A 26,954-nucleotide genomic window follows, 5' to 3' on the forward strand; every position below is an offset into this window, starting at 1 on the left:
CACCCGGCCACAATTCCGGTCCAGTGGCCGTCGCCGCGCCGCCTATCGTCACCGGATGGAGCTCCTCGCCTGTGGTCACGCCGCCCTCGAAGGCCGCTTCCGATCCTGTTTGCACCTGACCGTCGAGAACGAGTTGGACGCCGCCCGCAGGTACACCGGCCGCGGTGGCGAGTACGAGGTGGTCTGCAACGAGTGCTTCGAGCTGGCGGATCCGTGGTCGCAGCTCGCGACCATCTGCGAGGGGTGTGCCGAGCGGGTCGACGACGAGCTGGTGTGGGTGAATGTCGGGCAGCCGGAGCACCTGCACCGGGATCGGCCGCTCGGCGGGACGCTGCAGGAGCAGCCGGCGCACTTCGGCCTGGCGAACGACCGCTGTCTGGCACCGCTCGGCGACAGCTGGATTGCCTACACCGGCAAATACCTCCTGCCGCTCGATGGCAAGGCCTGCAAGCTGAAGCTGCCCAAAGAGGAAGGCTCCACGCGTCCTCAGACCGAAGGTCCCGCGCTGTACACCTCCGCGGACGGCCGCTTCGCGGCGGTCGTCTGGGACCACGGCCGCTACGGCCGGGTCGTCGATCTCACCACCGGCCGCATCACGGTCCACCTCGACCGCGGCGATGAGCGCACCTTCGCATCGGCCTTTCCGTGCGCGTTCCTACCGGACGGCACGCTGGTCGCCGGAACCGCTTGGAACCGGCTCGATCTGCTGGACGCCGCGACGGGCACACTGCTGACCCCACGCGTCGTCGCCAAGCCGTCTGAGCATTACCGGTACGACCACCACGGCCGCCTGTCCGTGAGCCCGACCGGCGAATGGATCGCGGACGACGCCATGAACTTCGGCTGGCAGGGCGAACCGAGACTCCACGACGTGGCGGCCTGGCGCGGCGGCGATGTCTACACCACCGAGCACACCCCGTGGCTCGTCACCCGGCCCGACGTCCACGGCCTGCCGATCGCCTGGCTCGACGGCACCACGTTCGTTCTCCAGGGCGTCGGCAACACCGACGAGGCGATCGTGGACGGCGTCCAGCTGTACGACGCCCGCACCCGCGGGCGGATCGGGACGGTGTTCGGGCCGAAGGGGCGGATGTGGGGTGTCGACGGGAAGCTCGCGGTCGCGGGGGACGAGGGGCTGGAGCTGTGGGATGTGGAGGAGGGGGCGCGGGTCGGGTTCGTGCCTGGCTTCCGTCCGATGGCTTACAACGCTCGCATCCGGACCTTCGCGTCGCTGGCGGACTGGACGTTGCGCACGTACCGCCTACCGTGAGTTGACGTCGGTGAGGGCGGCGGTGGCTTCGGCGAGGCGCTGCCACTCGCCGACCTGCTCCAGGCCGCGGACTGCGGTGCGGTACGCCGATGCCGCCTCGCGGAGGCGCCCGAGTCCGGCCAGGGCCCGGCCCAGCTCGTAGTGGGCGACCGCCGTACCCCATTGGTCGTCGTGGGCCTGGAAGACGGCCAGCGCGCGGTTGCTGCGCAGAACGGCCTCTTCGTGCTGGCCCTGGTTGTTGCGTAGGGCACTGAAGCGGTATTCGGCCATGGCCACGCCGCGTTCGTCGCCGAGGCCGGCCCGCATCTTCAGTGCGAGCTTCAGACACGCTGCGGCCTCGGTGTGCCGCCCGAGCAGCTGCAGGGCGTGCGAACGGCGTCCGATCGCGGCTGCCTCGCCGAGCCGGTCGCCGAGCACGCGGCACTGCTCGGCGTGGTCTGCGTGCCGGGCTTCGGCTTCGGCGTACTGGCCGAGCCCTTCGTACGCCAGGCCCATCCGGCCGAACAGCTCGGCCTCCTCCGCCGCGAGGTGGGCAGCGCGCGCGTCGGCCAGGCCCAGCTGGCAGGAGGCCAGGGCGGCGCGGTAGCGATGCTGGCCGAGCTGGCCGAGGCCGAGCATGCTGTAGGCGAAGGCGCGTGCAGCAAGGTCGCCCAGCCGGTCTGCGACGACCCGCGCGTGGTCAGCCACTTCAACCATGTCGGACCAGCGGCAGCGCAGGTCGTAGTACCAGGGGATCAGCTGCGTGAGGTCGCCAAGCAGGTCGTCGTACTCGCCGTCGGTCCGCTCCCGCGTCCGGCGTACGGCGCCTAGCAGCGAGCTGGCTTCCGCATCGAGCCACGCGACCGCCGCAGCGCGGCCACCGGGGAACGCCGCGGACTCCGGCGCCAGCACGGCCGCCGCCCGGCGGGACTGCTCGAAAAGCCAAGTGAACAAGGCCCTCTCGGCTTTGTCGCGCTGGGCGTCGTCCTGCAATAGCTCGCACGCGTACAGCTGCAGCAGGTCATGCATCCGGTACCGGCCCGGCGTCGCGGCCAGACCGATCAGACTCGCACCAGCCAGGACCTCCAGCGCAGCCTCGGCCGGCTCACCGAGCAGCGCACTGGCTACCTGTACGTCGAAGTCCGCACCGGGCGCGAGCGCCAACCGCCGGAACAGGCGGCCCGCGATCGGTGGCACCTCGCGGTACGAGAGGGCGAATGCGCTGCGGACGGCGAGGTCGCCAGCGGTCAGCCGGCCCAACCGGTTCTGCTCGTCCCGCAGCAGCTCCGCGAGATGCGCGATCGACCACTCCGGCCAGGCGGCGAGCCGGTTGCCGGCGATCCGGACTGCGAGCGGCAGCCGCGCGCAGGCGGCCACCACCTCGGCAACCGACTCCGGCTCCGCCGCTGCGCGCTCGGGACCGACGATGTCGGTCAGCAAGGCCTGGGCGTCGTCCATCGTCAGCTCGGCGAGGCCGACTCGTCTGGCACCAGCCAGGCCGGTCAGCCGCTGCCGACTGGTCACCACGACCAGTACTGGCCCTGGGCCAGGCAGCAACGCCCGGACCTGCGCCTCGTCCCGCGCGTTGTCGAGCACCAGGACGCAGCGTCGTCCGGCCATCCGGGACCGGAACATCGCGGCCGCCTCGTCGACCTCTGGTGGCAGCTGCGCATCCGGTACGCCGAGCGCCCGCAGCAGTCGCCTGAGCACTGCATCTGGCTCGGCTGCGCCCAACTCGACGAAGAACTGCGCATCACGCAGCCCGAGCCGAAACGCCTGCTGTGCAGCGTGCACTGCCAGCGTCGTCTTGCCGGCACCAGGCTGTCCGGTCACCACGACCGTCACCGGACCCTGCCCGGCCAGGCAGTCCGCAGCTGCGCCCATTACGGCTGCCAGCTCTGCGCTGCGGCCTTGGAAGTCGGCCGGTACGGCAGGCAGCTCAGCAATGGTGGCCGTGGGCGCAGCGTCGGTTGGAGGCTCGGAGTGGTTCGTCGCGCGCTCGGCAAGCGCTGCGGCGTGGAGTGCGCGCAGCTCGCCGTCCGTGATGTTCAGCTGTTGTTCGTAGCGTTCGATCAGGTCGGCGGGGGCGAGCCGGCGTCCCTTCTCGTAGTCGGACAGGCCGCCGTGCCCCTGCATGCCGAGGCGGGCGGCGAGCTGCCGGAGCGAGAGCCCGCGGGCCATGCGGTAGCGCAGCATCGCAGCGCCGAGCGCTGCCAGAGCTGAGCTGTCCATCGCCTCACCTCGCCCCCAGTGGACAGTCTCTGGACGGCTATCCGCCCACAAGATAACCGACTCTGCGTAGTCGGCGGATAGCTTTTCGCCACCGATCCTGTTCCGTCCCATCAGGAGGACCCGTTATGACGTTCAACTCGCAGCTGCGCTGGGGAGCGGTGCTGTTCTCCGGCGCTCTCGCCGCCGCGATCGCCGTCCCAGCGACTGCCGCCAAGGCTCCGCAGCCGGACCTGACGCAGGCCGTCACCGCGAAGGTCGGCGCCGTGCAGTCCAAGACGGCCGCCACGACCGGAGTCCAGGTCAACGTGACCCGCGGCGCCGGAACCGGCACCGTGTTCGGTACGACGGTGGCCACGGTCGCCAAGGGCGACGACACACACCCCGAGGGCTGGCTCTTTGCGGCTCGGCTGGTCAACGGCAAGTGGCAGGTCGGGCTGGAGGGTGAGCAAGCCTTCAGAGACCTGACTGCGGCTTCGCCGGTGGTCTCGGCCAAGGAGAAGCAGCTGTTCGGTCAGTCGGCGTTCGCGCCGCAGGCGGCCGGCGGCGACTACCGAACCGGCATGCGGCTCCCGTACGCGGTCGGTGCGTCCTGGAGCATGCCGGGCGGCTCACACGGCTGGGCGGGCTCCGATACGCCGTACAGCTCGCTCGACCTGGCCGGCGGCAACGGTCAGGTGCTCGCGGCCCGCGGCGGTACGGCGTACACGATGTGCGGTAACGGCAAGGGCTGGATCCGCGTGATCCACGACCGCGGCTACGCGACCGACTACTACCACCTGTCCGGCAACATCGCGGCCAACGGGCTCTCGGTCGGCGAGGGCGCGTTCCTCGGCAACATCGGCACCGACGTGTCCTGCGGCGGTTCGGCGCTTGGTGCGCACGTGCACTTCGCACTCCGCCAGAACAGCGCGTACGTCGGCATCGCCGGCCACAACGTCGGCGGCTGGGTCTTCCAGAACGCGGCTTCGGCGTACAACGGCACCGCCTTGCACGGCAGCACCGTCCGCAGCCCGGGCCAGCAGCTCCACAACTACGGCGTCCTCGGATTCACCCAGGGCATCATCGACTCCTTCGGCGGCGGCACCGTCAATAAGCGCACCGGCCCCGGCACCAACTACGCCCTGGCCGGCTCCATCGCCGACGCCACCACCGTCAACATCTCCTGCTCCAAGACCGGCACCTCCCACACCGGCCGCTGGGGCGCCACCAACCTCTGGAACCGCCTCAGCGACGGCACCTGGGTCTCCGACGCCTTCATGTGGACCGGCCTCTCCACCCCCGTCAACGGCACCTGCCCCTAACCACCCCCCAAACGTGGGCGGGGTGGCCCCAGCACCCCGGCCACCCCGTTTGTAACCAGATTGAAAGTGGAGTCGAGTGTCCTGATCGTCGATCGGTTGTCCTGTCTCGGGGGCGGCCATTGACCATGGAGAACGATGATGCGACAAAGGAGCAGGCTCGCGGCCGTAGTTGCCGCGGGCACCTTGCTGACCGCCGGAGTGACGAGTACTCAGGCGGCCTCGGCCAGTACGTGGGAGGACTGCGCGAACAAGCCGATGGGCCTGTGTCTGTTCGTGGACATCAACGGCAACGGACAGCTGTGGTACTCCAGCGATGGCAAGGGCGATCTGGGCTGGATCAACAACCGGGCGTCGGCGTACTGGAACACCACCAATGTCTGGTACTGCCTGTACGAGAACAATGGTCAGGGCGGGGGAGCGTTCCGGATCCCACCGCGTACGCGAGGCAACCTCACCGGATACTGGAACGACCGGGCGAGCTCGTACGAGCTCAGGAACGGGTCGACGTGTTGAGGCGGCGGGTGGCGCAGGCGGCGGTTGCGGCGGTGGTGCTGGCCGGTACGACGGTGGTGGCTGCGCCGGCGCAGGCGGCGTACGAGCAGTGTCCGGACGGCTCGTTCTGCGTGTGGACGGACTGGAACGCGACCGGCAAGTTCGCCTACTTCAACACCGGTTCGAACGACCTGCGGCGGGCGATCAACGGGTACGTCTTCGACAACCGGATCACGACGATCTGGAACCGCAGTGAGTCGACCTACTGCGTGTGGGACGGCTACAAGTACACCGGGGACCGCGGCGGGTTCGGGATCGGGGGGAAGGGTAATCTGACCGCGACGATGAACGACACGATCAGCTCGCTCAAACCCTGCTGACCGGGGATCCCTGATCCGGTTCCCGTTCGCCCGTCATCCCCAGCGGCTACGGTCGGCGGGTGGTCTAAGACCTTGGTATGACATCGGCTCCGGCTTGGGGTTGATGGAAGTGGCGCTTGGTTTTTCTAAGTTCGTGGGTGGCGGATGCCGGCCGGACGAGGAAAGGCGCATGAGGTGCACGGGACCACAGCTGCTGGGGAGCGGAGCCGGATCGCGTGGGCGGATGTTGCCAAGGGCGTGTGTATTTTGCTGGTGGTGCTGTGGCATGTGCTGATGAAGCACTATCTGCAGATCGACTGGCAGATCAAGAGCCCGGTGCAGGGGTTGTGGGGAGCGCTGGGGGAGCAGCTGCTGCCGCTGCGGATGCCGTTGTTCTTCGCGGTGTCCGGGTTCTTCGCGGTTCGGGCGGTGCAGCGGCCGTGGCCGGTGCTGGCCCGGACTAAGGTGGCGAAGTTCTTTTATCTGTATGCGTTGTGGCTGACTGTTCACACCGTCGTCCTGGCTTTCGTGCCGGACTTCGGGACCGAGCGGGCCGACGGACTGCTGAAGTTCCTGGCTCAGTTGACGATCACGCCGTCCAACCTCTGGTACCTCTACGCGCTCGCGATCTACTTCGTCATCGCCAAGGCTGTCCGCCGGGTGCCGGTGTGGGCGGTGCTGGGGGCCGCCTTCGCCTTGTCCGCAACGGCTTCGGCCGGGCTGCTCGACGTCCCGGGTAACCGTGGCGGCGTCTACCAGAACCTGGTCTTCTTCCTGGTCGGCCTCTACGGCAAGACGCTGATCGAGGAGCTGGCGGCGCGTGCCAGCTGGCGCGGGCTCGTCCTGCTGGGCATTCCGTACGCCGGGCTGCTCGCCGTGGTCGAGCTCTTCGACGCCAAGACCTGGTTCGGGTTGTGGCCGGTCGTGAGCGGCGTCGCGATCGTCCTCGGGGTCACCGCGGCCGGTCTGCTGACCCGCGCCGAGTGGCTGAGCAACGGGCTGGCGAGTATCGGACGCCGCACGCTACCCATCTACGTGCTGCACATGCCGCTGCTCGCCCTGATCCACCTCGCGCTGATCAAGCCGCTGTCGGCAGCGGGCCCGGCGACCCAGTGGATCGTGTCGGTCGCCGAGCCCGTCGTGCTGACGGCGTTCCTGACCTGGCTGTGCCTGGTGCTCTACCGCTACCTGCCGAAGGCGCTGTTCGAACTGCCCTTCGGCCTCGGCGTCAGCCGCAGTGTTGCGCCTTCTCATCGGCGGACATCGCCGCTGTCTTCGCGGTGATCTGACCGGCGGCGTCCTTCACGGGCCCCGTCGCGTCGAACTCCTGGTACCAGATGTAGTGGTCGTAGTACTTGTCCGGGAAGTGCATCTCGTACTTCCCGTGTACCTTCTCCATCTCGGTGCTGCGCTCGATCCAGCCCTTCTCACCGGCCGGGACGTCGACGTTGCTGTCCTGGCCGAAGGTGCTCGAGGTCTCCCAGGTGTGCGAGTACGACGTCTCGATCGACACCTTGAACACCTCGGAGAACCCGTACTCGGCCGAGAGTGAGACGCCGAAGCTGTTCGACTCCCCGGTCGTCTCCGACCATTTGATCGTGCTGCGCTGCGGCGTCCCGGTGCAGTTGTAGTAGGTGTCGCCGACCTGGTGGACGTCGCCGCGGAAGCGCTCCGGCGCGCCCGACGGATGGAAGACGCACGTATCGGTGCCGTTGTTGCACTTGTCGAGCAGTTCGCGCCCGGTCGGGCCGTCGGCGAAGGCCGGCGCGGCGGTCAGGGTGCCGGCCGCGAGGACCGCGGCGCCGGCGAGGATTGCGAGACGTTTCGGCATGGCGGTGCTCCTCACTGGTCAGCTGAACCCGACCGACTTGGTCCGGTCGTCCATCATCGATCCCACCCACGCGGTGTTCTGCGTGAACGGGCCGTCCCGGTCGCCGTTCAGCTCCGGCTCGGGGTAGAGCCAGATCTTGCAGTTCGCCCACGGCTGGACCGAGCTGATCCGGTTCTCCCAGCCCTCGATCGTGTTCGTCTGATAATTGATCACGCCGTCCGAGCCGTCACACAGCCCGGCGCCGACCACCGTCCAGCTGGCGCCGCCGAAATCGCGATTGTCGAAGAATGTGCCCTGAATTACCTCGCCGGCGGCCCGGATATCCTTCGCGAGCGCCGCTCGCCCGGCCTGGTCCGGTACCGCCGCCGGCGCTCCGGTGACCTTTCCGTGGGACGCCGCGCCGATCGCCGCGGTGAACGTCGCGAAACACGTCGTCGTCCCACTCTTGAGGTCCTGCACGCAATGCTCGCCGCCCGGCGGCGCCGCCTGGGCCGGCGACACCACCCCGGCCAGCCCCAGCACGGCGGCCGCACCTAATACCCTCACGGTCATTTCCCTCATCTCCCGAAGTATCGGTTCGAATCGCTCGATGACAATTCGGGACGCTAGCGAGAGCGTTCTCACGCAGCAATACCTGAGGACTTGAATAACAATTGCTAGATACCCCTGAAACGCGGCTGAGATCTTGCGCAAAAGCGCATGTGCGGGCCCGCCGCGGGTATCGCGCGGGCGCGATCAGTCGAAGTCGAAGACCGAGTTGCGGTCGTAGAAGTGCAGGAAATCAGCGGAGGGGGTGGAAGGCGGCTCTTAGTTCGTTGGTGAAGAGGGCTGGTTCTTCCCAGGCGGCGAAGTGGCCGCCGCGGGTGGGTTGGTTGTAGTAGGTGAGGGTCGGGTAGACGTTGCGGACCCAGCTGCGGGGGGCCTGGAAGATCTCGCCGGGGAAGGCGCTGAAGGCGACGGGGACGCCGGCCGGGGGAGGAGGTGGGTTGGTGGCGCGGGCTCGGGCGCTTTCCCAGTAGATGCGGGCCGAGGAGGCGCCGGTGCCGGTGAGCCAGTAGAGGGTGATGTTGTCGAGGATGTGGTCGCGGGTCAGGTTGCCGGCCGGGTGGTTGCCGACGAAGGCCCGGGAGATCTTGTAGTAGCTGTCGGTGTCGTGGTCGAGCATCCAGGCGGCGAGGGCGACGGGGGAGTCGAGGAGTGCGTAGCCGATGGTCTGCGGGCGCGTGGTCTGCTCGATCCGGTAGCCGTTGCCGGTGGCATTGAATTCGGCCACGGCCGCGGCCGCGGCGCGTTCCTCCGCGGTGTCGGTCGGCTGACCGCCGGGCGCGAGCGCCGCGCCGAGCAGGTTCAGGTGGACGCCGAGCAACCCGTCCGGAGCCTGCCGCGCGAGGTTGTCGGTGACCGCGGAGCCGACGTCACCGCCCTGGGCGACGTACCGGTCGTACCCGAGGCGGCGCATCAGCTGGTGCCAGGCCCGTGCGGTCCGGCCCGGATCCCAACCGAGCTCGGTCGGCTGCGCGGAGAAGCCGTACCCGGGGATCGACGGCAGCACCAGGTGGAACGCATCCGCCGCGCGACCGCCGTACGCCGTCGGGTTGGTCAGCGGCCCGACGGTCTCGAGCAGCTCCACGAACGAGCCCGGCCAGCCGTGCGTCATGATCAGCGGCAGCGCGTCCCGATGCGGCGACCGGACATGCACGAAGTGGACGTCGACCCCGTCGATCTCGGTCAGGTACTGCGGGAACTTGCGCAGCTTCGCCTCGAACCGCCGCCAGTCGTACTTCGTCGTCCAGTACCTCGCCAACGCCTTCGTCGTCGCGAGCTGAACCCCCTGCGACCGATCGGCGACCAGCTCACCCGTCGGCCAGCTCACCGCCCGCACCCGCCGGCGCAGGTCAGCCAACCGCTGGTGCGGGATCTCGACCCGGAACGGCCGGATGCTCGATCCGCCCCCGGCCGGTACGGCGGACGCCGTACTCCGCTCCACCGCCGTCAACCCGGCCCCGGCGAGCCCCGCCGCGACCCCTCCCTGCAACACCCGACGTCGCGTTGGCCCGAACTCCCCAGTCGATGAGCGCACCGAATTTCCTCTCCGAAGCTGTCCGTTGTCCCCTCGAGCCTGGTCGTCGCACCCGGCCCTCGCACCCGGGGAAGTCCCTGGTCAGCACGCCCCACTCATCGAATGTAGAAAAATTGCATCAATGAGTTGAACTATTGCGTCGACTTAGCTCCTTCCTTAAGGTGTGCCCACCTCCTCCGCCCCCAGGAAGGTTCCGCTCATGCACGCACGCCCCTATCCCGTCCGCTGGGCCGTAGTCGCGGCCATCGCGATCGCCGCCGCCGGACTCCCAGCCGCACCGGTCCACGCCGCTCCGGCCGCGATCCAAGCCGCCGGCGCCGCCCTGCCGTTCACGATCCTGGAAGCCGAGAACGCCGCCACCAACGGCAGCAAGATCGGCCCCAGCTACGCCCAGGGCACGCTCGCTGCCGAGGCCTCGAACCGCCAGGCCGTCACCCTCTCCAGCGGTCAGTACGTCGAGTTCACCGCGCCAGGCCCGACCAACGCGATCAATGTCGCCTACTCGATCCCGGACGGCCGGACCGGCACCCTCGCGGTCTACGTGAACGGCCAGAAACTCGCGCAGCCCCTGGCCGTGACGGCGAAGTACAGCTACGTCGACACCGGCTGGATCGCCGGCTCCCGAACGCACAAGCTCTACGACCACGCGCGGCTGCTGCTCGGCCAGACCGTCTCCGCCGGCGCCAAGATCAAACTGCAGGTGGACGGCGAGAACACCGCCGGCCCGTACACCGTCGACGACGTCGAGTTCGAGAACGTGGCCGGTCCCGCCGGTCAGCCGGGCGGCTCGATCTCGATCACCGACCGCGGCGCCGACCCGAACGGCAACAACGACGCCACCGGCGCGATCCAGAGCGCCATCGACAGCGCCCGCGGTTCTGGTGGAACCGTGTGGATCCCGGCCGGCCGCTTCCGCGTCGGCGGCACGATCAACCCGGACGGCGTCACGATCCGCGGCGCCGGGCGCTGGCACTCGACGCTGCTCAGTCATCACCTGATCGACCGCCCGAACGGCGGCGGCAACGTCCGGCTGCACGACTTCGCCGTGATCGGCGAGGTGACCGAGCGCAACGACCAGTCGCCGGACAACTTCGTCAACGGCAGCCTCGGCCCGAACTCGGTCGTCTCCGGTCTGTGGCTGCAGCACCTCAAGGTCGGTCTGTGGCTGACCGGGAACAACGACAACCTGATCGTCGAGAACAACCGGTTCTACGACATGACCGCCGACGGGCTGAACCTGAACGGGACGGCGTCCAACGTGCAGGTCCGGAACAACTTCCTGCGTAACCAGGGCGACGACGCGCTCGCGGCCTGGTCGCTGCACGCGGCGAACCGGAGCAGCACGTTCGCGAACAACACGATCGTCCAGCCGAACCTGGCCAACGGCATCGCGATCTACGGCGGCACCGACATGACCGTGCGGGACAACCTGATCTCCGACACGAACGCGCTCGGCGGCGGGATCGCGATCTCCAACCAGTCGTTCGGCTCGCCGTTCTTCCCGCTCGCGGGCACCATCACCGTCTCCGGAAACACGCTGATCCGGACCGGCGCGATGAACCCGAACTGGGGCCAGAACCACCCGCACGGCGCGATTCGCGTCGACGCCTACGACAGCCCGATCAACGCCCAGGTCCGGTTGCTGAACAACCGGCTGGTGGCCAGCCCGTGGTCGGCGTACCAGTTCGTGGACGGCGGCGGCGCCGGCCGCGCGGTGCAGAACGTGACCGTGGACGGCGGGACGATCGAGGGCGCGGGGACGTTCGCGTTCCAGGCCGAGACGACCGGGTCAGCGTCCGTCAGCAATGTCGTTGCCACCGGCATCGGCCGGGCCGGCGTCTACAACTGCGGCTACCCGAGCGGCACGCTGAACCTCACCCGCGGTCCGGGCACGAGCGGCTGGGACTCGACCTGGAGCGGCTGCGGCTGGGTCGAGCCGGGGAACGGTACGCCGACGCCCGGCGGTAACCTCGCGGCCGGCCGCCCGGTCACGGCGACCAGCACCAACCAGAACTACGTCCCCGGCAACACCGTCGACGCGAATGCGGCCAGCTACTGGGAAAGCGCCAACAACGCCTGGCCGCAGTCCCTGACCGTCGACCTGGGCAGCAACCAGAACGTCAAGCGCCTGGTGCTGAAACTCCCCGCCAACTGGGGCAGCCGCGCCCAAACCATCGAGGTGCTCGGCAGCACCAACAACTCCACCTACACCCGCCTGGCCGCCCCCGCCGCCCGAACCTTCGCTCCCGACACCACCATCACCCTGCCCACCACCGCCAACACGCGGTGGCTTCGCCTCACCTTCACTGCCAACACCGGCTGGCCCGCCGCCCAACTCTCCGAGTACGAGATCTACGGCTCCTGATCCCCGCCCAGCCCGTCCGCGCATACGCCGGTGATATGTGGCGGCTCGTAGCATCGGGGTATGCGGGTGCTGATCGTGGAGGACGAGCCGGAGCTGGCGACGGCGATTCGGGACGGGTTGCGGCTGGAGGCGATCGCGGCGGATGTGGCGGGGGACGGCGACACCGCACTGGAGCTGCTGAGTATCAACTCGTACGACATCGCCGTCCTGGATCGGGACATCCCGGGGCCGTCGGGGGACGAGATCGCCGAGCGGATCGTTGCCTCGGGCAGCGGGATGCCGATCCTGATGCTGACCGCGGCGGACCGGCTGGACGACAAGGCGTCCGGGTTCGAGCTGGGCGCCGACGACTACCTGACCAAGCCGTTCGCGATGCAGGAGCTCGTCCTGCGGCTGCGCGCGCTGGACCGGCGGCGCGCGCACAACCGGCCGCCGGTCCGGGAGATCGCCGGCCTGCGGCTGGATCCGTTCCGCCGTGAGGTCTACCGCGACGGCCGGTACGTCGGGCTGACGCGTAAACAGTTCGCCGTCCTGGAGGTGCTGGTCGCGGCCGAAGGCGGCGTGATCAGCGCCGAGGAGCTGCTGGCTCGCGCCTGGGACGAGAATGCCGACCCGTTCACGAACGCCGTCCGGATCACGGTGTCGTCGCTGCGCAAGCGGCTCGGCGAGCCGTGGCTGATCACGACCGTGCCGGGTTTCGGCTACCGGATCGATTCCGGCGACGCGGATGGATAACTCATCGGGGTTGAGCGCGAGGCTCCGACTGACCTTCAGTTATGCGGGCCTGGTGATGGTGGCGGGCACGCTGGTCCTCGCGGCGATCGCGCTGGCGCTGAAGGTCACCCCGCAGGACGGCGTCGTGATCACCGTCAAGTACCCGTACTACGAAGGTCTGCTGCGCAGATTCGCCCCGGCCGCGGCGCTGACCTTGTTCGGCCTGCTGATCTTCGGGCTCGTGGTCGGCTGGTTCCTGGCCGGCTGGATGCTCGCCCCGCTCGCGCTGATCACGAAGGCGACCCGGCTGGCCGCTACCGGCTCGCTCTCGCACCGCATCGAGCTGCGCGATCGGCACGACGAGTTCCGCGAGCTCGCCGATTCCTTCGACAGCATGCTGGAGCGGATCGAGGCGCATGTCGCCGAGCAGCGTCGGTTCGCGGCCAACGCCTCCCACGAGCTACGGACGCCGCTGGCCATCACCCAGGCCATGCTGGACGTCGCCCGCAAGGACCCGAGCCGGTCGGCCGACGACCTCGTCGACCGGCTGCACGCGGTGAACGCCCGGGCGATCGACCTGACCGAGGCGCTGCTCCTCCTCGGCCGCACCGACCAGCATCGCCTCAGCCTCGAGGACGTCGACCTGTCGCTGCTCGCCGAGGACGCGACCGAGACGCTGCTGCCGCTCGCCGAGAAGCGCGGTGTGACGCTCGAGGCGCTTGGCGAGGCAGCCTGGACGACGGGCTCGCGGGCGCTGCTGCTGCAGCTCACCATGAACCTCGTCCACAACGCGATCGTGCACAACCTGCCGACCGGCGGCAGCGTGCAGGTGTTCACCGCCGTCGATGCCGAGTCGGTGACTCTGGTCGTGCAGAACACCGGCGAGCAGCTGCCGCCCGAGCTGGCCGCGACGCTGACCGAGCCGTTCCAGCGAGGTACTCAGCGGGTCCGCACCGATCATGCCGGCGTCGGGCTGGGCCTGGCGATCGTCAAGAGCATCACCGCGGCGCACCGCGGCACCCTCACGATCACCCCCGACTTCGACGGCGGCTTGCACGTCACTGTCCGCCTGCCCCGAGCCCGCTGAGGTCCCGCCGGAATCGCGACGAGCTGCCGGCCTGATCGACGTACCCATGGGCGACATAGAACGCGTGCGCCGCGCGGCGGTGATCCGAGCTGCTCACCTCCATCCGATCGCAACCGCGCCCGGCCGCGAATGACTCCGCCGCCGCGACCAGCGCGCTACCGACGCCCTGGCCGCGCGCCTCCGTGGCCACGACCAGGGCGACCAGTCGGCCCCAGAAACCTGGTCGCTCGAAGTACGGGCAGATGTGGACTGCGACGACCCCGATAAGGTTGCCGCCGGCATCGGCCACGTACGCCGCACTGGCCGGATCGTCGGCCCAGAAGCGAATCCGGGCCGCGGTACTGTCCACATCGTGCTGCAAGTAGCCCAGCTGACCGAGCAGTTCGTTGACCGCTTCGGCATCGCCGGGAACTACGGGCCGGATCTGCACACTCACTCCTGTCAGGTGATCGGGAAGTCGAAGTAGCGGTTCGGATAGGGCTCATCGGCGAGCGTGTAGTGCCACCACTCGGCGTCGTACCGGCGGAACCCGGCAGCCACCATGATCGAGCAGAGGTGCTGCCGGTTCCGGGTCGCGAGCGGGCTGATGCCCGGAGCGCCGTGGTGCGAGATCGAGTCCATCAGGTCGTGGTCGCCGCCCATCGCGGCCCGCTCGCCGGTGTCCAGGTGGTAGAGAGTCAGATCGACCGTACTGCCGCGGCTGTGACCGGACTTCGCCGACACATAGCCCTTCTCGAACATCTCCGTCCGGCGGATGTTCGGGTAGTGCCGCGGTTTCGTCCGGCCGTCCTCGGGCTGCTCGGACCAGCGCAGGAAGTTGTCGACCGCCCGCTGCGGGCGGTACCCGTCCCACAGCAGCAGGCCGAAGCCGAGCGCGGCGGCCTTGCGGCGGGCTTGTTCCAGAGCCGAGCACAGCGCCGTCGTACCGACGATGCGGTTCGCCAGGTAGCCGTCGACCGGCCGCCCGGTGAAGTTGTCCCAGGTCGCGTACTTCGCGTCCCACCGGATCCCGGGGACGAGTTGGTCGACGAAGACGAAGTCGTCGTTCATCGGCGCTCCCCGGGCCGGGCGGTGGCGACCAGGCGGTCGATCAGCTCGGCGCGAGTGACGCCGGCGGCGTCCATCATCCGCGGGTAGCGGCTGTACGACGTCATCCCCGGGAAGGTGTTCACCTCGTTCAGCACGACGCTGCCGTCCTCGGTGAGGAACAGGTCGACCCGCGCCAGACCGCGGCAGCCGAGTGCGCGGTAGATGGTTTTCGCGGTCTCCTGGACGAGCGTGCGAGCCGCGGCCGGGATGTCCGCGGGCACGATCGGCGTCGAGTTGTCGGACCCGCTCTCCGGCGAACTCTCCTGATGGATCTTGAAGAACCCGTGCGTCAGCGCGATGTGATCCGGCTCGCCGGCGAACAACTCGTCGTCCCCGAGGATCGCGCAGCCGATCTCACGCCCGGCAACGGCCTCCTCGATCAGGACCTTCGCGTCGTACGCACGGGCCGCCGTGATCGCCGCGGCCAGCTCGGCGCGGGACTCGACCTTGCTGACCCCGAACGACGAGCCTGACCCGGCCGGCTTCACGAACACCGGGTAGGGGAGGACGGCGGGATCGACCGGCTCGCGGACGGTGTCGATCCAGAACAGCGGCGTCGCGATGCCCGCGTTCCGGACCACCAGATAGGCGAGCGTCTTGTCCATGCAGAGCGCGGAGCTCGCGACGCCGCAGCCCACGTAGGGCAGGCCGGCGAGCTCGAGCAGACCCTGGATCGCGCCGTCCTCACCTAGTTTGCCGTGCAGTACCGGCAGGACGACGTCCAGCTCGACGGTCTCGTACTTGCCGTCGGCAAGGATGATCAGCCCTGGTAGGCCTCGGCTCGGCGACAGGACGGCCGGCTGATGGTTCTCCTGCTCCCAGTTGGTACTCGGATAACCACAGAGCCTCCACTCGCCGTCCTTGGTGATACCGATGTAGTAGGGCTCGTACTTGGCCGGATCCAGGTGTTTCGCGATCTCCTGCGCGGATTTCACCGAGATGGGATGCTCCTCGGAGCAACCGCCGAACAGAATGCCGATCTTCATATCCACTCCAGTTTCCTGCGTTCGAATTTCAGGCAGTTCACGACCGAGTTCTCGACGGTGTCGATCAGGGCCCGGCCGGTGTAATAGGCGATGTGCGGGCTGACGATCACGTTCGGCAGCTCCTGCAGCCGTAGCAGCGCGGCGTTCTCGATCGGCCGGTCGCGCCGATCGGCGTAGAAGACGCCTTCCTCGCCCTCGACGACGTCCAGCGCCGCGCCGCCGAGCGCGCCGCTGTCGAGTGCGGCGAGCAGGGCTTCGGTGTCGATCAGCGCGCCGCGGCCGGTGTTCACCACCACCGCGCCGGGGCGCATCCGCGCGATCCGGCCGCCGTCCAGCAGGTGGTGGGTCTCCGCGGTGAGCGGCGTGTGCAGCGTGACGACGTCGCTCAGCCGGAGCAGCTCGTCGAGTGACACGTAGTCCGCCGACGTCCTGGCCTCCCGGTCGTAGGCGAGCGTTCGGCAGCCGAAACCGCGCAACCGATCCAGGACGGCGGCGCCGATCCGGCCGGTGCCGATCACGCCGACGACCAGATCGCGCAGCTCCCGGCCGCGGACGCCGGGCAGCCGGTAGTCGTGGACATCGGTCCGGCGGATGACGGACTTGCCGTCCCGGATCGCCATCAGCATCAGCATCACCGTGTAGTCGGCGACGCTGTCCGGTGAGTAGGCGACGTTCTCGACCGTGAGTCCGACGCTCTCGGCGTACCGCAGATCGATGTGGTCGTAGCCGATACTCCGGGTCGAGATGTAGGCGACGCCCGCCTGGCCGAGCGCGCGCAGCGCCCGGTTCGAGATCGGCGTCTGGTGGCCGACGCTGACGCAGCGATTGCCGGCGGCCAGCTCGGCCGTTGCCTCGTCGACCGATGCGGCGGTGATCGCCGGCCGGACGCCGTACCGGGGCGCGAGGTCGCGGAACAGCTCGGCCTCGTCGGGCCCGCAGCCGTAGATGGTCAGTTCCATGGCACAAGTCAAGAAGGGTGCGCGTTGCAGGCGCGTATCCGGCTTTTCATATGCGTTTGGAACCTCTGAGTCTCTACACTCGCGCCATGCCGCAGTACGCCAACGACCGGGAGCGGTACGACGCCATCCGCGCAAGCACGGCCGCCAAGCTGGGCCGGGCCGACCTCGGCCCGCTCACCGGCGCGGAGCTGGTGCGCAGGCTGACCGAAGAGGCGCTGACCGAGTACTACGACGACCAGATCGCGGCCAACTACGCCTGGGACTTCGTCGAGGCCGAGGTCCGCCGGGCGATCGCCGAGGCGTAGCCGATGCCGGAGTCCGCCGACGCGTCCGTCGCTGCGATCCTCGACCGGTTCCGCACCCCGGAGGAGCGGCTGGCGGCGCTGACCCGCAGCGCGGAGCTGAAGTACGGCGTCGATCCGCGGACCGACGAAGAGGTCGAGATCACCACCGCCGCGGCGTACTTGCAGGCGGCGAAACGCGGCTGGCGCGCCGAGCTGGCCAGCCGTGCGGCGGGGAACGCGCCGAAGCGGCCCGGCTGGGAGGCTTTCCAGCAGGAGATGGACGCGTTCGCCCCGGAGGATCCGCGGACCGAAGAGGTGTGGTTCCTGCAGGAGAGCCAGGGGTACCAGGTGACCGGCCGGAACCGCGAGGAGCTGACCGCGCTCGGCGCGGCTCGGGAGCAGGTGCCGGCCGATGATCCGCAGCAGTTGCTCGGGTTCACCTATCAGCGCGACACGATGTACGCGATCCGCCCGGACGGCGCGATCTCCCGGCACGTCGGGACCTTCGATGCGACGGCGCCGGCCGAGCGATGGACCGGCGGCGTTGTCCGGGTGCAGGCGGACGGCGAGGAGCTGCGGCTACGGATCGACGCGGTCGCCGGGAACGGCTCGATCCGCGGTTCGGTCGTGGGCGGGCCGGTCGGCAACCGTGGGCTCGCGGTCGGGTCGACGGTCGAGTTGCGGCGCGAGGCGGACGGCGTCCTGACGGTCGACAGCGGCTCCCGGCGGGAGCAGCTGACCGCGTGGACCGGCTCCTTCGAGACGGCCGGCTACCACCAAGGGCGGACCAGGCTGAACGAGGGCGTCGGCCTGCACGTGCCCGGCGCCGGTACGCCGGAGGCGCGCAACCGGGGCGGCCGCTACCCGACCGACGATGCGATGTTCGAGCAGATCCGGTCGCGCTTCCGCAACGTCGAGGATCCCGAACACGGCTACGCCCGCACGCTCGGCCCGACGCGGACTCCGCTGAACGTCGAGGCGACCGGCTGGGAGATCGCCGTCCCGGCTTATCGGCGACTCGGCGGGGATGCGTTGTTCTTCGAGGCGGATCACCCCAGACCTGCGAAGTACCGGCCCGAGTTGCCGGTGCCGGGCACGGTCGACGTCGAGAACCCCAATTGGTTCCATGACGTGTCGAACGCGCTGCCGGAGCGCTTCGTCGGCGGCCGGTCGAGCAGCGCGACGCTGTACATGACCGCGGCGACGATGCTGATGCACGAGGACAAGCTCTCGCAGGACGAGGCGTCGGAGCTGATGGCGTTCACGGTCGCCGACATGGTCGTCAGCGGTGAGCACAGCCTGCCGGAATGTATGGCGCCGGTGACGCTGGCCGCGTCGGCGTCCCAGCCCTGGCAGAGCACCGAGCTCAACCTGACGAAGGAGACGATGTCGCTGCCGACCTGGCTGCAGCTGGTCGGTCCGGAGACCAGGAACGAGATGCGGGCCGAGACGCAGACCGCCTTGCTGAAGGTACTCGAGAGCCCGCAGCCGGATCCGCGGCTGGTCGCGAATCTGGCGATGGTGCTCAAGGCAACCGAATCGGCGGACCGGTCGGCCGATGGCCAGGAGCTGTCACATGCCTTCCGGGCCGGGCTGAACCCGACGTCCCCGCAGGCGCAGCGGGCGACCGCCGTTCCGACCGTTCGGCCGCAATCCGCGGCGTCCGCCGTCCGGGACACCGGGATTGACCGGTAGGGCCCGCGCACTGGGGAGCGCGAACCCTACCGGTGGACTCAGGCGATCGAGTTCGCGCTGACGGTGAAGCCGGTGTTGACCGCGGCTCCGGCGTTGGTGAAGCAGTTGACGTTGCGCACGTAGAGATCCGGGCTGGCGTTGGTCCAGAACGTGCTCAGCCCGCAGAAGTGCGAGTTCGATCCGTAGGCCGTCACCTGAACGGTGTTCGGCGTGACGGCGATCTGCGGGAAGGTGACCAGCGACAGGCCGGGACCGGACGCCATGATCGTGTTCGCGCCGAGGCCCAGCTGCGAGTTCAGGTTGGTCGACGGCGGTCCGGCCGGCGGCTGGTTGAGGAAGTAGCCGTAGTTGTTCGGTGCGAACGCGGCGCCGTACAGCGAGACCTTGTACTGGTAGGTCAGCGTGAAGCGCGTGTTCAGCAAGGCGCCGGCGGCGTCCCAGCAGAGCACGTTGACGGTCTGGCCGGCGCCGCTGGAGACCCAGTTACGGATCTTGCACCGCGCGCCCTGCTGCGGGTTCACCGCGGTGGCCTGCAGGCTGCCGTCCAGGGTGCCGCCGGCCACGAGCCCGGGGAACTTGACCTGGTACTGGCCGACGCCGAGCGGGGTCGACGTGTTCGCGGCGCCGGTCGAGTTGTACTGGCTGACCAGCGCGCCGTTCGGCTGGGAGTCGACGTACCCGTACGGGCCGGGCGCCGGTCCGCCGGACGCGCGGACGAAGAACGCCGCGAAACTCGACACATCCAGCGCGCCACCGGCCCGGTAACAGCGGATGTTCACGATCTCGTCGGCCCCGGACTGGAACCAGTTCTCCGCCTGGCACCAGTGCGGCGAGTTGTTGATCGCGGTCACGTGGACGACGCCGCCGGGCGCGCCCTGACCGACCAGCTTGACCTGGTACCGGCCGAACGCGACCGGCGTCACGGTACTCGGCGCCGGCCACGTACCGGTCGGCACCACCGCACCGGCGGTCTGGTTCCACAACACCCAGCCCTTACGGTCCGGAACAGCGGCGTCCGCGGCGGTCTGCGCAACGGTGAGGAAGGTCGCCAGCATCAACAGGCAAGCGAGGAGGCGGGCAGGCAAAGACAGTCGTAGCATCGGATTCCCCCCTTTAAGGAAATATCCCTCAGGAACGATTACTGGGGGAATGCAAACATGTGCGATCCGGCATTGGCAATAGCTCACCGTAATTGCCCGTGTACGGAGCGTTTGATTTAGTTGCCTGATGCAAACGCTCGTTCCGCTACCGGAAATTCCATTCCGCGTGCGCTCCCGGCCCCACAGTCAGCGTCGAGTTCCCGATCTGCTCGGCGTGCTGCGGTGTCGCCCGGTTCAGCCGGAACCGCAGCTGTTTCAGCCCGGCCTGGGCGCGCTCGACCCGGTCCAGCCGGACGGTGGTGAAGTCGCTGTGGGCAACGACTCCGCCGGCCACCTCCCGGACGGCGAACCCGCCGGCCCGCAGCAGCGGCAGCGTCGCGGCCAGATCGCGAGCGGTCACCCCGATCCGGATGCCGGTCACGTCCCGCATCAGATGCTCGCGGTACTTGTCGGCCAGGTACCGCTCACGGCTGATCTCACCCGGGTACGTCGCCGGCTCCTTCGCGCTGCGCGGGTCCTCGAAGTACGAGGGCTCGTACTCCATCGTCCAGGTGCCGAACGCGTCGTAGGCCGATGTCATGAAGATCGCCCCGTACCACGGCACCGGTACGCCGTCACCGAAGTCGCGTGTCTGCTCGAACACGATCGGCTCGTACGCGGCCTGCCGCAACCGCTGCAGGATCTCCGCGTTACCGCCCTGGCGATCGGGGCCGATGGCCAGCCCGGCGGACCCTTCTTCGGCGTCCTGACCGGGAAGGTCGCCGGCCGCGAACAGCTCGACGTAGGTCTCCCGGCCGTTCAGATAGCGGCCTTTCCAGGTCTGGCCGCCGCCCGTCGTCGTCCGGACCTCGAAGTTCGCGAACCGCCGCAGGTACGTCGAGTGCTCGATCGCGTCCGCGGTCGCCTTGTCCAGCACGCCGTACGCGTGATTGTAGAAAGCCGTCGGGCGGCCGCCGCCCCACGCCGTCGACGGAACCGCCGCCACGGCCAGGACGAAGGCGATCATCAGTGTGAGTCTGCGCATACCCGCGACCGTAGGCGACGCCGCCGACAGAAACCGGCGCGATGACCGGCTGCTGTCGTGGACGGCCCGCTAGGCTGGCGGCATGTTCGAGATCAGTGGGCTGACGTGGGTTCTGACCATCGGGCTGATTGTGGTGCTGCTGGCGGTGGATCTGGTGAGTGCGGCGGTGCGGCCGCATCGGGTGGGGTTCCGGGAGGCGGCGGCCTGGTCGGTGTTCTACGTGCTGGTGGCGGTTGCCTTCGGCATCTGGTTCATGAGTGCGTACGGCGGGTCGTACGGGGCGGAGTACTTCGCCGGGTACGTGGTGGAGAAGAGCCTGTCGGTCGACAACCTGTTCGTGTTCGTGATCATCATGACGACGTTCGCAGTGCCGGAGGAGCATCAGCACAAGGTGCTGACGTTCGGGATCGTGCTGGCGCTGGTGATGCGGGCGATCTTCATCGCGGTCGGGGCGACGCTGCTGTCGCTGTTCTCGTTCATGTTCCTGCTCTTCGGGTTGCTGCTGCTCTACACCGCCGTCCAGCTGTTCCGGCATCGCAACGAGGATCCGGACGTCGAGAACAACGTGATCGTCAAGACCGCGCGGCGGGTGCTGCCGGTGACCGAGGAGTACGCCGGGGGCAAGCTGATCACCCGGATCGACGGGCGCCGGTTCGTCACGCCGCTGTTCGTCGTGCTGGTCGCGATCGGCGGGGTCGACCTGCTGTTCGCGCTGGACTCGATCCCGGCCGTCTTCGGCGTCACCGAGGAGCCGTACATCGTGTTCACCGCGAACGCGTTCGCGCTGCTCGGCCTGCGGGCGCTGTTCTTCCTGGTCAAGGGCCTGCTGGACCGGCTCGTCTACCTGTCGGCCGGGCTGGCGATCATCCTCGCCTTCATCGGCGTCAAGCTGATCCTGCACTGGGCGCACGTCGACATCCACCCGAGCGTGCCCGAGGTCTCCACCCCGGTCAGCCTCGGCGTGATCATCGGCATCCTGGCCGTCGTGATCGTCGCGAGCCTGGTCAAGACCAGCCGGGACCCGGATGCGAAGGCGCACGCCGGCTCGCTGCGCGGCCATTCGGCCGAGCGCGACCAGAGCTAGCGGGTGATCGCCGCCAGGATGACCGCCTTGGCCTCGGCGGCGATCTCCGTGGGCGGGTAGTGCGCGGCGTGCGCCTGCCATTCGCGGAGCAGGCCGGTGAGCGCACCGACCAGCGCGATCGCGGTCAGGTGGAAGTCGCGCCGCGGCGCCGTGCCGATCGCGGCGGCCCGGTCGGCCTCCTGCTCGATCAGCGCGCTCCAGCGGCCGACCCACTCCTCGTGCTGGCGCTCCAGCGCCGGGCTGACCCCGACGGCCTCGACGTAGTTCAGTCGGGGGAGCCGCGGGTCGGACATCACCGCGGCCATGAACACGTCGACCAGTCGGCCGATCCGCGCGCGGACGTCGACGACGTCCAGCGCGGTCAGCGCCTGGCTGACGTGGTCGTACGCGAGCTGGTTCGTCCGCGCGTGCAGCGCCAGTAGCAGCTCTTCCTTGCTGTCGAACTCCTGGTAGAAGCCGCGGTTCGACATCCCGGCCGCCGCGCACAGCTCGGTGATCTTGGTCTGCTGGTAGCCGACCGAGGTGAAGAGCTCGACCCCGGCGGCCAGCAGCCGGTCGCGCCGCTCGGCGCGGCGCCGGGCCAGCGGTACACCCGCGTAGCTGCGCTCCGGATCTCCTGCCGCACGAGCCATTGCCACAGCCTACCGCCGTCCTTATATTCGGTAATCCAGATTACCGTTCCCGTTCCCAGTGGAGGTACGGATGCCGCGCAGCGCTGTCGCCGGGGGCACCGTCCTGAGTCTGATCCGCCGGAACGCGGCCGAGTACGGCGACGTCCTGGCGATCGTCGACGGTGAGCGGCGGCTCACCTGGGCCGAGTACGAGCAGCACGCGGCGGCGATCGCGCTGGTCCTCCTCGACCTCGGAGTCGCGGCCGGTGACGTGGTCGGCCTGCAGCTGGTGAACCGGGCCGAGCACGTCCTCGCGGACGTCGGCGCGATGCTCGCCGGAGCGACGCCGACGTCGTACTACAACACCCTCGCCCCCGATCAACTCGCTTATGTGGCAGGGGATTCGGCCTGCCGGGTGTGCATCGTGGACGCCGAGTTCCTGCCGGCGTGGCTGGCGATCCGGGACCGGCTGCCGGAGTTGCGGGCGATCATCGTCGTCGGGTCGGGCCCCGCGCCGTCCGGCGTCCTGTCCTTCGAAGTGCTGACGGCGGCCGCGCTGGGCTCGCTGCCGGAGCGGATCGGCGAGGTGTACCAAGCGGCCGAGCAGGTGACGCCGGACGACGCGGCCACGATCGTCTACACCTCAGGGACGACGGGACCGCCGAAAGGCACGATCGTCACCCACGCCGGGATCCGGACCGTCCTGGACGGCGTCCTGGCCCGGGTCGCCGCGGACCTGGGCGAGCTGCCCGCGCCGGGGCGGCGGCAGATCTCCTACCTACCGCTGGCCCACATGGCAGAGCGAATCATCACCCACTACCTCGGCTGCGCGCTGATCTCGACCGTCACCTATGTCCGCGATCTGCGGACGCTGGCCACCGAGCTGCCACTGATCCGCCCGCACGTCTTCCTCGCGGTGCCTCGGGTGTGGGAGAAGCTGCTCGGCGCCGTGACCGAGCGCGCGACCGGCGAGCCGGTGCGCTGGCGCCGTGCGCTGATCGGTCAGGCGCTCGCGGTGGCCCGGCGAGTCGGCAGCGACCGGTTCGGCATCGCGAAGGCCGGGCCGGGGACGCGGATCCAGCATGCGCTCTTCGAGCGGCTCGTGTACCGGCGGGTGCGGACGGCGATGGGGCTGGACGAGCTCGTCGTCGCGGTCAGCGGCGCGGCGCCGATCGCGCCCGACGTGCTGGTCTTCTTCCGGGGCCTCGGCATCACGATCGTCGAGGCGTACGGGATGACCGAGACCTCCGCCGTCCTGACCCTGAACTCGCTCCGATCGCCCCGGCTCGGAACGGTCGGCCCGGCCCTGCCGGGCGTCGAGTTGCGGCTGGCGGACGACGGTGAGCTGCTGGCCCGCGGCCGGATCATCTCACCCGGCTACCTGAACCGCCCGGAGGCGACCGCCGGCACCTTCGCCAACGGCTGGCTGCACACCGGCGATCTCGCTCGTTTCGATGCCGACGGCAACGTGTCGATCGTCGGCCGGAAGAAGGAGCTGATCATCAATGCCGCCGGCAAGAACATCTCCGCCGCGAATGTCGAGCAAGCGCTGTCGTCGGCGTCCGAGCTGATCGGCGCGGTCTACGTGCACGGCGACAACCGGCCCTACCTCGTTGCCCTGATCACCCTGGACTCCGACTGGCAACGCTGGTGCGCCGCCCGCGGCATCACGGCCGCCAGTCCGTCGGAGGCCGTAACGGACGCCGCCGTCCGCGCCGAGATCGACCGAGCCGTCCAGGCCGGCAACGAGCGCCTCTCCCGCGTCGAACAGGTCAAACGCTGGGCCCTCCTCCCGACGCTCTGGGACAGCGTCTCAGGCGAGCTGACCCCAACCCTCAAACTCAAACGAGCCATCGTCCGCGACAAGTACATGCAAGCCCTGGACGCCCTCTACTGCACGTCGAAGACCGTTAGCTGACCGGACGCCGGAAGTGCCGCACCGCTGCGTCGACGGCGGCCCGCACGGCGTCCGGCCGGTCGTAGAAGTCGAACTGGGTTACGTCGTCCAGCCAGATCTCCTCGACCTGGGCGACCCGGGCGGCGAACTCGTGCACACTTTCCGGGCTGGCGGCGGCCTCGCTGTGCATGATGAGGAGCGGCTGCTTCAGGACGTCGGCGGCCGCTTGGGCGTCGTAGTCCAGCCAGCTCGTCCAGGACGCCGGGTTGAAGGTGTTGTCCCATTCGGGGATCCGGCCGCGGGTCGGGTCGGCGTAGTAGCCGGTGGCGGTGGTCTGGTCGACCGCGGGAACCAACTGCTCGACCCCGGTCCGCCGGTACTCGTCCGCGGCCTGGTGAGCCGCCGCGAGCAGCGCGTCGGCACCGGCCTGGCCGCCGAGGGTGCTGATCGTCGTGGCGCGGCTCGGTAGCGCCGGGGCGATGAGTGCGACGAATTCGATCAGATCGGTCTTTGTGGCGGCGGTCGCCAAGTAGGCGGCGCCTGCGCAGACGCCGAGCCCGGTGACGGCGGCGACGTCGTCCCGGGTGGACAGATAGGTGGCTGCAGCAACGATGTCGTCCGCCTTGCGGAACGGATCCTCCAGTGAGCGCGGCCGCCCGCTGCTCGCGCCCCAGCTGTGGAAGTCGAAGGCGAGCGCGATGAAGCCGCGGGCTGCCAGCTCCCGGGCGTAGCCGGAGGCCATCTGCTCGCGCACGGTCGCCCAGGCTCCGGCCACGACGACGGCCGGCCGGGGCCTGTCGACGCCGGCCGGGTGGAACAAGGTGCCGGTCAGGGTGCTGCCGGCCGAGTCGAAGGTGATCTGTTCGGTGTGCGGGTCGTTCATCGGTGACTCCAATAAGAGAACGGTGTTCTGTTAATAACAGAGTAGCGTTCTCTTATCGGGTACAGTAGTGATCATGAGCACTTTCCAGCGCGCCCGGACCGAAGAGCAGCGCTCCGCCCGGCAGGCGGAGATCGTCGACGCGGCCCGCGAGATGCTGCGCGAGCTGCCGCTGGCGGAGATCTCGCTGAACGCGCTCGGCCGCCGGGCCGGGCTGGCGACGTCCAACGTGCTGCGGTACTTCGAGTCCCGTGAGGCGATCCTGCTCGAGCTCGTCCACGTCGAGACCGTTCGCTGGCTCGACGAGCTCGACGTCCTGCTGAAGCCGCCGCACCCGCGGTCGGGGGTGCGCAAGCGGGCGGCCGCGGCGGCGGACGCATTCGCGCAGAGTCTGACGGGGCAGCCGCTGTTCTGTGAGCTGATCAGCGCTCAGGCGCTCGTCCTGGAGCGCAAGATCAGCGTCGAGACCGCCATCGCCTTCAAGCAGACCTCGCTGGCCGACCTGAATCGGTTGACCGTGCTCCTGGCTCGCGCTGTCCCGGAGTTGGCCGCGAAAGACGAGCTGGTCGTCGCCAACCTCGCCAGCCGCGGAACTCTGCTCGCCGGTGCGCTCTGGGCGCAGACCCGCGCTACGGAGATCCTCCTGGCCGACGTCGATCTGCCTGCCGACCTCACTGTCCTCAACGTGCCGTTCGCCGACGCCGTCCGCGACACCTTCCAGACCCTCCTGCTCGGAGCCCTCGCGTGAGCCGCGTCTACGCCGTCACCGGCGGCAATGCCGGTATCGGCTACTTCATCGCCGAGCAGCTCGCCGCGACCGGCGCGGACGTCGTCCTCCTCGCTCGCAACGCCGATCGCGGACGGCGAGCCGCGGCCGCGATCCACACGGCGACCGGTCGTCCCGTAGCCGACGTCGTACCGCTCGACCTCGCCGACCTCGACTCGACCGCCGCCGCGGCCAACCGGCTCACCGCGCTGGAGCGGCTCGACGGCCTGATCCTCAACGCGGGGGTCAACGCCGGCAAGCGGCGCGAGACCACCCGGCAAGGCTTCGAGCTTGCCTTCGGCACCAATCATCTCGGCCACTTCGCCCTGACTGCGCAAGCGCTGCCGATCCTGCGTGCCACCCCTGGCAGCCGCGTCGTCGCCGTTGGCAGCCTGATGACGAAGTTCATCCGCTTCGACGCCGACGACCTCGAGTCCGAACGCTCCTACTCCCAGTCCAAGGCGTACGCCCAGTCCCGGCACGCCGTCCTGCACTTCACCGCCGAACTCGACCGCCGCCTCCGCGCCGCCGGCGCCGACATACTCGCGGTCGCAGCCCACCCCGGCCTCAGCGTCGACGCGTTCACGCCGCCCCGCCGAGCGCCCGCCCTTCCCATCCAGGGCAAACACCGAGCCGCCCGCTCCGCCCTCCACGCTGCCACCGCCCCCTCCGTTGCCGGCGGCCAGTACTACGGCCCGAAATACCTCACCTTCGGCCCGCCCACCCTCCTGAAACCCCCAACCACCGACCCCACCCAGTCCGCCCTCCTCTGGGCCCACGCCGAACAAGCCACCGGCCTCACCTTCAACCTCCCGGAGAAGTAGGCCGGGGCGGAAATTCTTCGGGGTGGTGGGGGAGTTGGGGGGCTG

The 26,954-nt window shown here is 69.2% G+C and carries 26 protein-coding genes; 14 read left to right on the plus strand and 12 right to left on the minus strand.

Annotated features, from left to right (window positions below):
* The first annotated feature begins 55 nt into the window (after window positions 1–55).
* Window positions 56–1,270, plus strand: a complete 1,215-nt coding sequence (locus ACZ6ZD_RS25830; RefSeq protein ID WP_465676412.1) for a WD40 repeat domain-containing protein — start codon at window positions 56–58, stop codon at window positions 1,268–1,270.
* Here ACZ6ZD_RS25830 and ACZ6ZD_RS25835 read toward each other — a convergent pair.
* Window positions 1,262–3,481, minus strand: coding sequence for an ATP-binding protein (locus ACZ6ZD_RS25835; RefSeq protein ID WP_465676413.1), 2,220 nt, complete (start codon window positions 3,479–3,481; stop codon window positions 1,262–1,264). The genes ACZ6ZD_RS25830 and ACZ6ZD_RS25835 overlap by 9 nt on opposite strands.
* Before the next feature lie 125 nt (window positions 3,482–3,606).
* On the opposite strand from ACZ6ZD_RS25835, the gene ACZ6ZD_RS25840 reads away from it, so the two are divergent.
* The 4 genes from ACZ6ZD_RS25840 (at window position 3,607) to ACZ6ZD_RS25855 (ending at window position 6,917) form a co-directional block, all read left to right on the plus strand.
* Entirely contained in the window at window positions 3,607–4,782 is a 1,176-nt protein-coding gene (locus tag ACZ6ZD_RS25840; RefSeq protein WP_465676415.1) for a M23 family metallopeptidase, read from the plus strand.
* 138 nt (window positions 4,783–4,920) lie between these two features.
* Entirely contained in the window at window positions 4,921–5,295 is a 375-nt protein-coding gene (locus ACZ6ZD_RS25845) for a peptidase inhibitor family I36 protein (protein WP_465676417.1), read from the plus strand.
* The gene (locus tag ACZ6ZD_RS25850; protein ID WP_465676419.1) at window positions 5,289–5,654 is read left to right on the plus strand and encodes a peptidase inhibitor family I36 protein; all 366 of its coding nucleotides are present in this window, start codon (window positions 5,289–5,291) and stop codon (window positions 5,652–5,654) included. Before ACZ6ZD_RS25845 ends, ACZ6ZD_RS25850 begins: the two co-directional genes overlap by 7 nt.
* A gap of 174 nt (window positions 5,655–5,828) precedes the next feature.
* The gene (locus tag ACZ6ZD_RS25855) at window positions 5,829–6,917 is read left to right on the plus strand and encodes an acyltransferase family protein (protein ID WP_465676421.1); all 1,089 of its coding nucleotides are present in this window, start codon (window positions 5,829–5,831) and stop codon (window positions 6,915–6,917) included.
* On the opposite strand, the gene ACZ6ZD_RS25860 is transcribed toward ACZ6ZD_RS25855, so the two are convergent.
* From ACZ6ZD_RS25860 to ACZ6ZD_RS25870, 3 genes are all read right to left on the minus strand, one after another.
* Window positions 6,862–7,464, minus strand: coding sequence for a hypothetical protein (locus ACZ6ZD_RS25860; RefSeq protein ID WP_465676423.1), 603 nt, complete (start codon window positions 7,462–7,464; stop codon window positions 6,862–6,864). The genes ACZ6ZD_RS25855 and ACZ6ZD_RS25860 overlap by 56 nt on opposite strands.
* 18 nt (window positions 7,465–7,482) lie before the next feature.
* Window positions 7,483–8,016: a hypothetical protein gene (locus ACZ6ZD_RS25865; RefSeq protein WP_465676425.1), complete on the minus strand. Its 534-nt coding sequence runs from the start codon at window positions 8,014–8,016 to the stop codon at window positions 7,483–7,485.
* A gap of 229 nt (window positions 8,017–8,245) precedes the next feature.
* On the minus strand, window positions 8,246–9,502 hold the full coding sequence (locus ACZ6ZD_RS25870) for an epoxide hydrolase family protein (protein ID WP_465676427.1): 1,257 nt from the start codon (window positions 9,500–9,502) through the stop codon (window positions 8,246–8,248).
* A 241-nt stretch (window positions 9,503–9,743) separates the two neighbouring features.
* Between ACZ6ZD_RS25870 and ACZ6ZD_RS25875 the strand changes: the two genes are divergently transcribed.
* The 3 genes from ACZ6ZD_RS25875 to ACZ6ZD_RS25885 are packed head-to-tail and all read left to right on the plus strand — an operon-like array spanning window position 9,744 to window position 13,710.
* Window positions 9,744–11,909 (plus strand): discoidin domain-containing protein, encoded by a 2,166-nt coding sequence (locus ACZ6ZD_RS25875; protein WP_465676429.1) that lies wholly within the window; start codon window positions 9,744–9,746, stop codon window positions 11,907–11,909.
* 60 nt (window positions 11,910–11,969) lie between these two features.
* Window positions 11,970–12,644 (plus strand): response regulator transcription factor, encoded by a 675-nt coding sequence (locus tag ACZ6ZD_RS25880; RefSeq protein WP_465676431.1) that lies wholly within the window; start codon window positions 11,970–11,972, stop codon window positions 12,642–12,644.
* 10 nt (window positions 12,645–12,654) lie between these two features.
* On the plus strand, window positions 12,655–13,710 hold the full coding sequence (locus ACZ6ZD_RS25885) for a sensor histidine kinase (RefSeq protein ID WP_465676433.1): 1,056 nt from the start codon (window positions 12,655–12,657) through the stop codon (window positions 13,708–13,710).
* Here the strand turns inward: ACZ6ZD_RS25885 and ACZ6ZD_RS25890 are convergent.
* The 4 genes from ACZ6ZD_RS25890 to ACZ6ZD_RS25905 are packed head-to-tail and all read right to left on the minus strand — an operon-like array spanning window position 13,682 to window position 16,744.
* Entirely contained in the window at window positions 13,682–14,140 is a 459-nt protein-coding gene (locus ACZ6ZD_RS25890; protein WP_465676435.1) for a GNAT family N-acetyltransferase, read from the minus strand. The two genes, ACZ6ZD_RS25885 and ACZ6ZD_RS25890, sit on opposite strands and share 29 nt — an antisense overlap.
* An 11-nt stretch (window positions 14,141–14,151) precedes the next feature.
* Window positions 14,152–14,760 (minus strand): D-Ala-D-Ala dipeptidase VanX, encoded by a 609-nt coding sequence (gene vanX, locus ACZ6ZD_RS25895; protein WP_465676437.1) that lies wholly within the window; start codon window positions 14,758–14,760, stop codon window positions 14,152–14,154.
* Window positions 14,757–15,785 carry a D-alanine--(R)-lactate ligase gene (gene vanA / locus ACZ6ZD_RS25900; protein WP_465676439.1) on the minus strand — a complete coding sequence of 343 codons (1,029 nt, stop codon included), beginning with the start codon at window positions 15,783–15,785 and terminating at the stop codon, window positions 14,757–14,759. Before vanA ends, vanX begins: the two co-directional genes overlap by 4 nt.
* On the minus strand, window positions 15,782–16,744 hold the full coding sequence (locus ACZ6ZD_RS25905) for a D-isomer specific 2-hydroxyacid dehydrogenase family protein (RefSeq protein ID WP_465676441.1): 963 nt from the start codon (window positions 16,742–16,744) through the stop codon (window positions 15,782–15,784). The genes vanA and ACZ6ZD_RS25905 overlap by 4 nt, the downstream gene beginning before the upstream one ends.
* Window positions 16,745–16,830: 86 nt before the next feature.
* Between ACZ6ZD_RS25905 and ACZ6ZD_RS25910 the strand changes: the two genes are divergently transcribed.
* Window positions 16,831–17,049 carry a hypothetical protein gene (locus tag ACZ6ZD_RS25910; protein WP_465676443.1) on the plus strand — a complete coding sequence of 73 codons (219 nt, stop codon included), beginning with the start codon at window positions 16,831–16,833 and terminating at the stop codon, window positions 17,047–17,049.
* A 3-nt stretch (window positions 17,050–17,052) separates the two neighbouring features.
* Complete coding sequence (locus ACZ6ZD_RS25915) at window positions 17,053–18,723, plus strand: hypothetical protein (protein WP_465676445.1); 1,671 nt, start codon at window positions 17,053–17,055, stop codon at window positions 18,721–18,723.
* 38 nt (window positions 18,724–18,761) lie between these two features.
* On the opposite strand, the gene ACZ6ZD_RS25920 is transcribed toward ACZ6ZD_RS25915, so the two are convergent.
* Window positions 18,762–19,823, minus strand: coding sequence for a hypothetical protein (locus ACZ6ZD_RS25920; protein WP_465676447.1), 1,062 nt, complete (start codon window positions 19,821–19,823; stop codon window positions 18,762–18,764).
* 145 nt (window positions 19,824–19,968) lie between these two features.
* Window positions 19,969–20,847, minus strand: a complete 879-nt coding sequence (locus tag ACZ6ZD_RS25925; RefSeq protein ID WP_465676449.1) for a DUF5829 family protein — start codon at window positions 20,845–20,847, stop codon at window positions 19,969–19,971.
* An 82-nt stretch (window positions 20,848–20,929) separates the two neighbouring features.
* Between ACZ6ZD_RS25925 and ACZ6ZD_RS25930 the strand changes: the two genes are divergently transcribed.
* Window positions 20,930–21,931, plus strand: a complete 1,002-nt coding sequence (locus ACZ6ZD_RS25930) for a TerC family protein (RefSeq protein ID WP_465676451.1) — start codon at window positions 20,930–20,932, stop codon at window positions 21,929–21,931.
* Here ACZ6ZD_RS25930 and ACZ6ZD_RS25935 read toward each other — a convergent pair.
* Window positions 21,928–22,563, minus strand: coding sequence for a TetR/AcrR family transcriptional regulator (locus ACZ6ZD_RS25935; protein WP_465676453.1), 636 nt, complete (start codon window positions 22,561–22,563; stop codon window positions 21,928–21,930). The genes ACZ6ZD_RS25930 and ACZ6ZD_RS25935 overlap by 4 nt on opposite strands.
* A 70-nt stretch (window positions 22,564–22,633) precedes the next feature.
* On the opposite strand from ACZ6ZD_RS25935, the gene ACZ6ZD_RS25940 reads away from it, so the two are divergent.
* A complete protein-coding gene (locus tag ACZ6ZD_RS25940) occupies window positions 22,634–24,460 on the plus strand; it encodes an AMP-dependent synthetase/ligase (protein WP_465676455.1) in 1,827 nt (608 codons plus the stop codon).
* Here the strand turns inward: ACZ6ZD_RS25940 and ACZ6ZD_RS25945 are convergent.
* The gene (locus tag ACZ6ZD_RS25945) at window positions 24,453–25,322 is read right to left on the minus strand and encodes an alpha/beta hydrolase (protein WP_465676457.1); all 870 of its coding nucleotides are present in this window, start codon (window positions 25,320–25,322) and stop codon (window positions 24,453–24,455) included. The two genes, ACZ6ZD_RS25940 and ACZ6ZD_RS25945, sit on opposite strands and share 8 nt — an antisense overlap.
* Window positions 25,323–25,395: 73 nt before the next feature.
* Here ACZ6ZD_RS25945 and ACZ6ZD_RS25950 point away from each other — a divergent pair, with 73 nt between their 5' ends.
* Window positions 25,396–26,067, plus strand: a complete 672-nt coding sequence (locus ACZ6ZD_RS25950) for a TetR/AcrR family transcriptional regulator (protein ID WP_465676459.1) — start codon at window positions 25,396–25,398, stop codon at window positions 26,065–26,067.
* Window positions 26,064–26,909 (plus strand): SDR family NAD(P)-dependent oxidoreductase, encoded by an 846-nt coding sequence (locus ACZ6ZD_RS25955; protein WP_465676461.1) that lies wholly within the window; start codon window positions 26,064–26,066, stop codon window positions 26,907–26,909. Before ACZ6ZD_RS25950 ends, ACZ6ZD_RS25955 begins: the two co-directional genes overlap by 4 nt.
* Window positions 26,910–26,954 lie beyond the last annotated feature (45 nt).

It is taken from the genome of Kribbella sp. NPDC104218 (assembly GCF_055584105.1).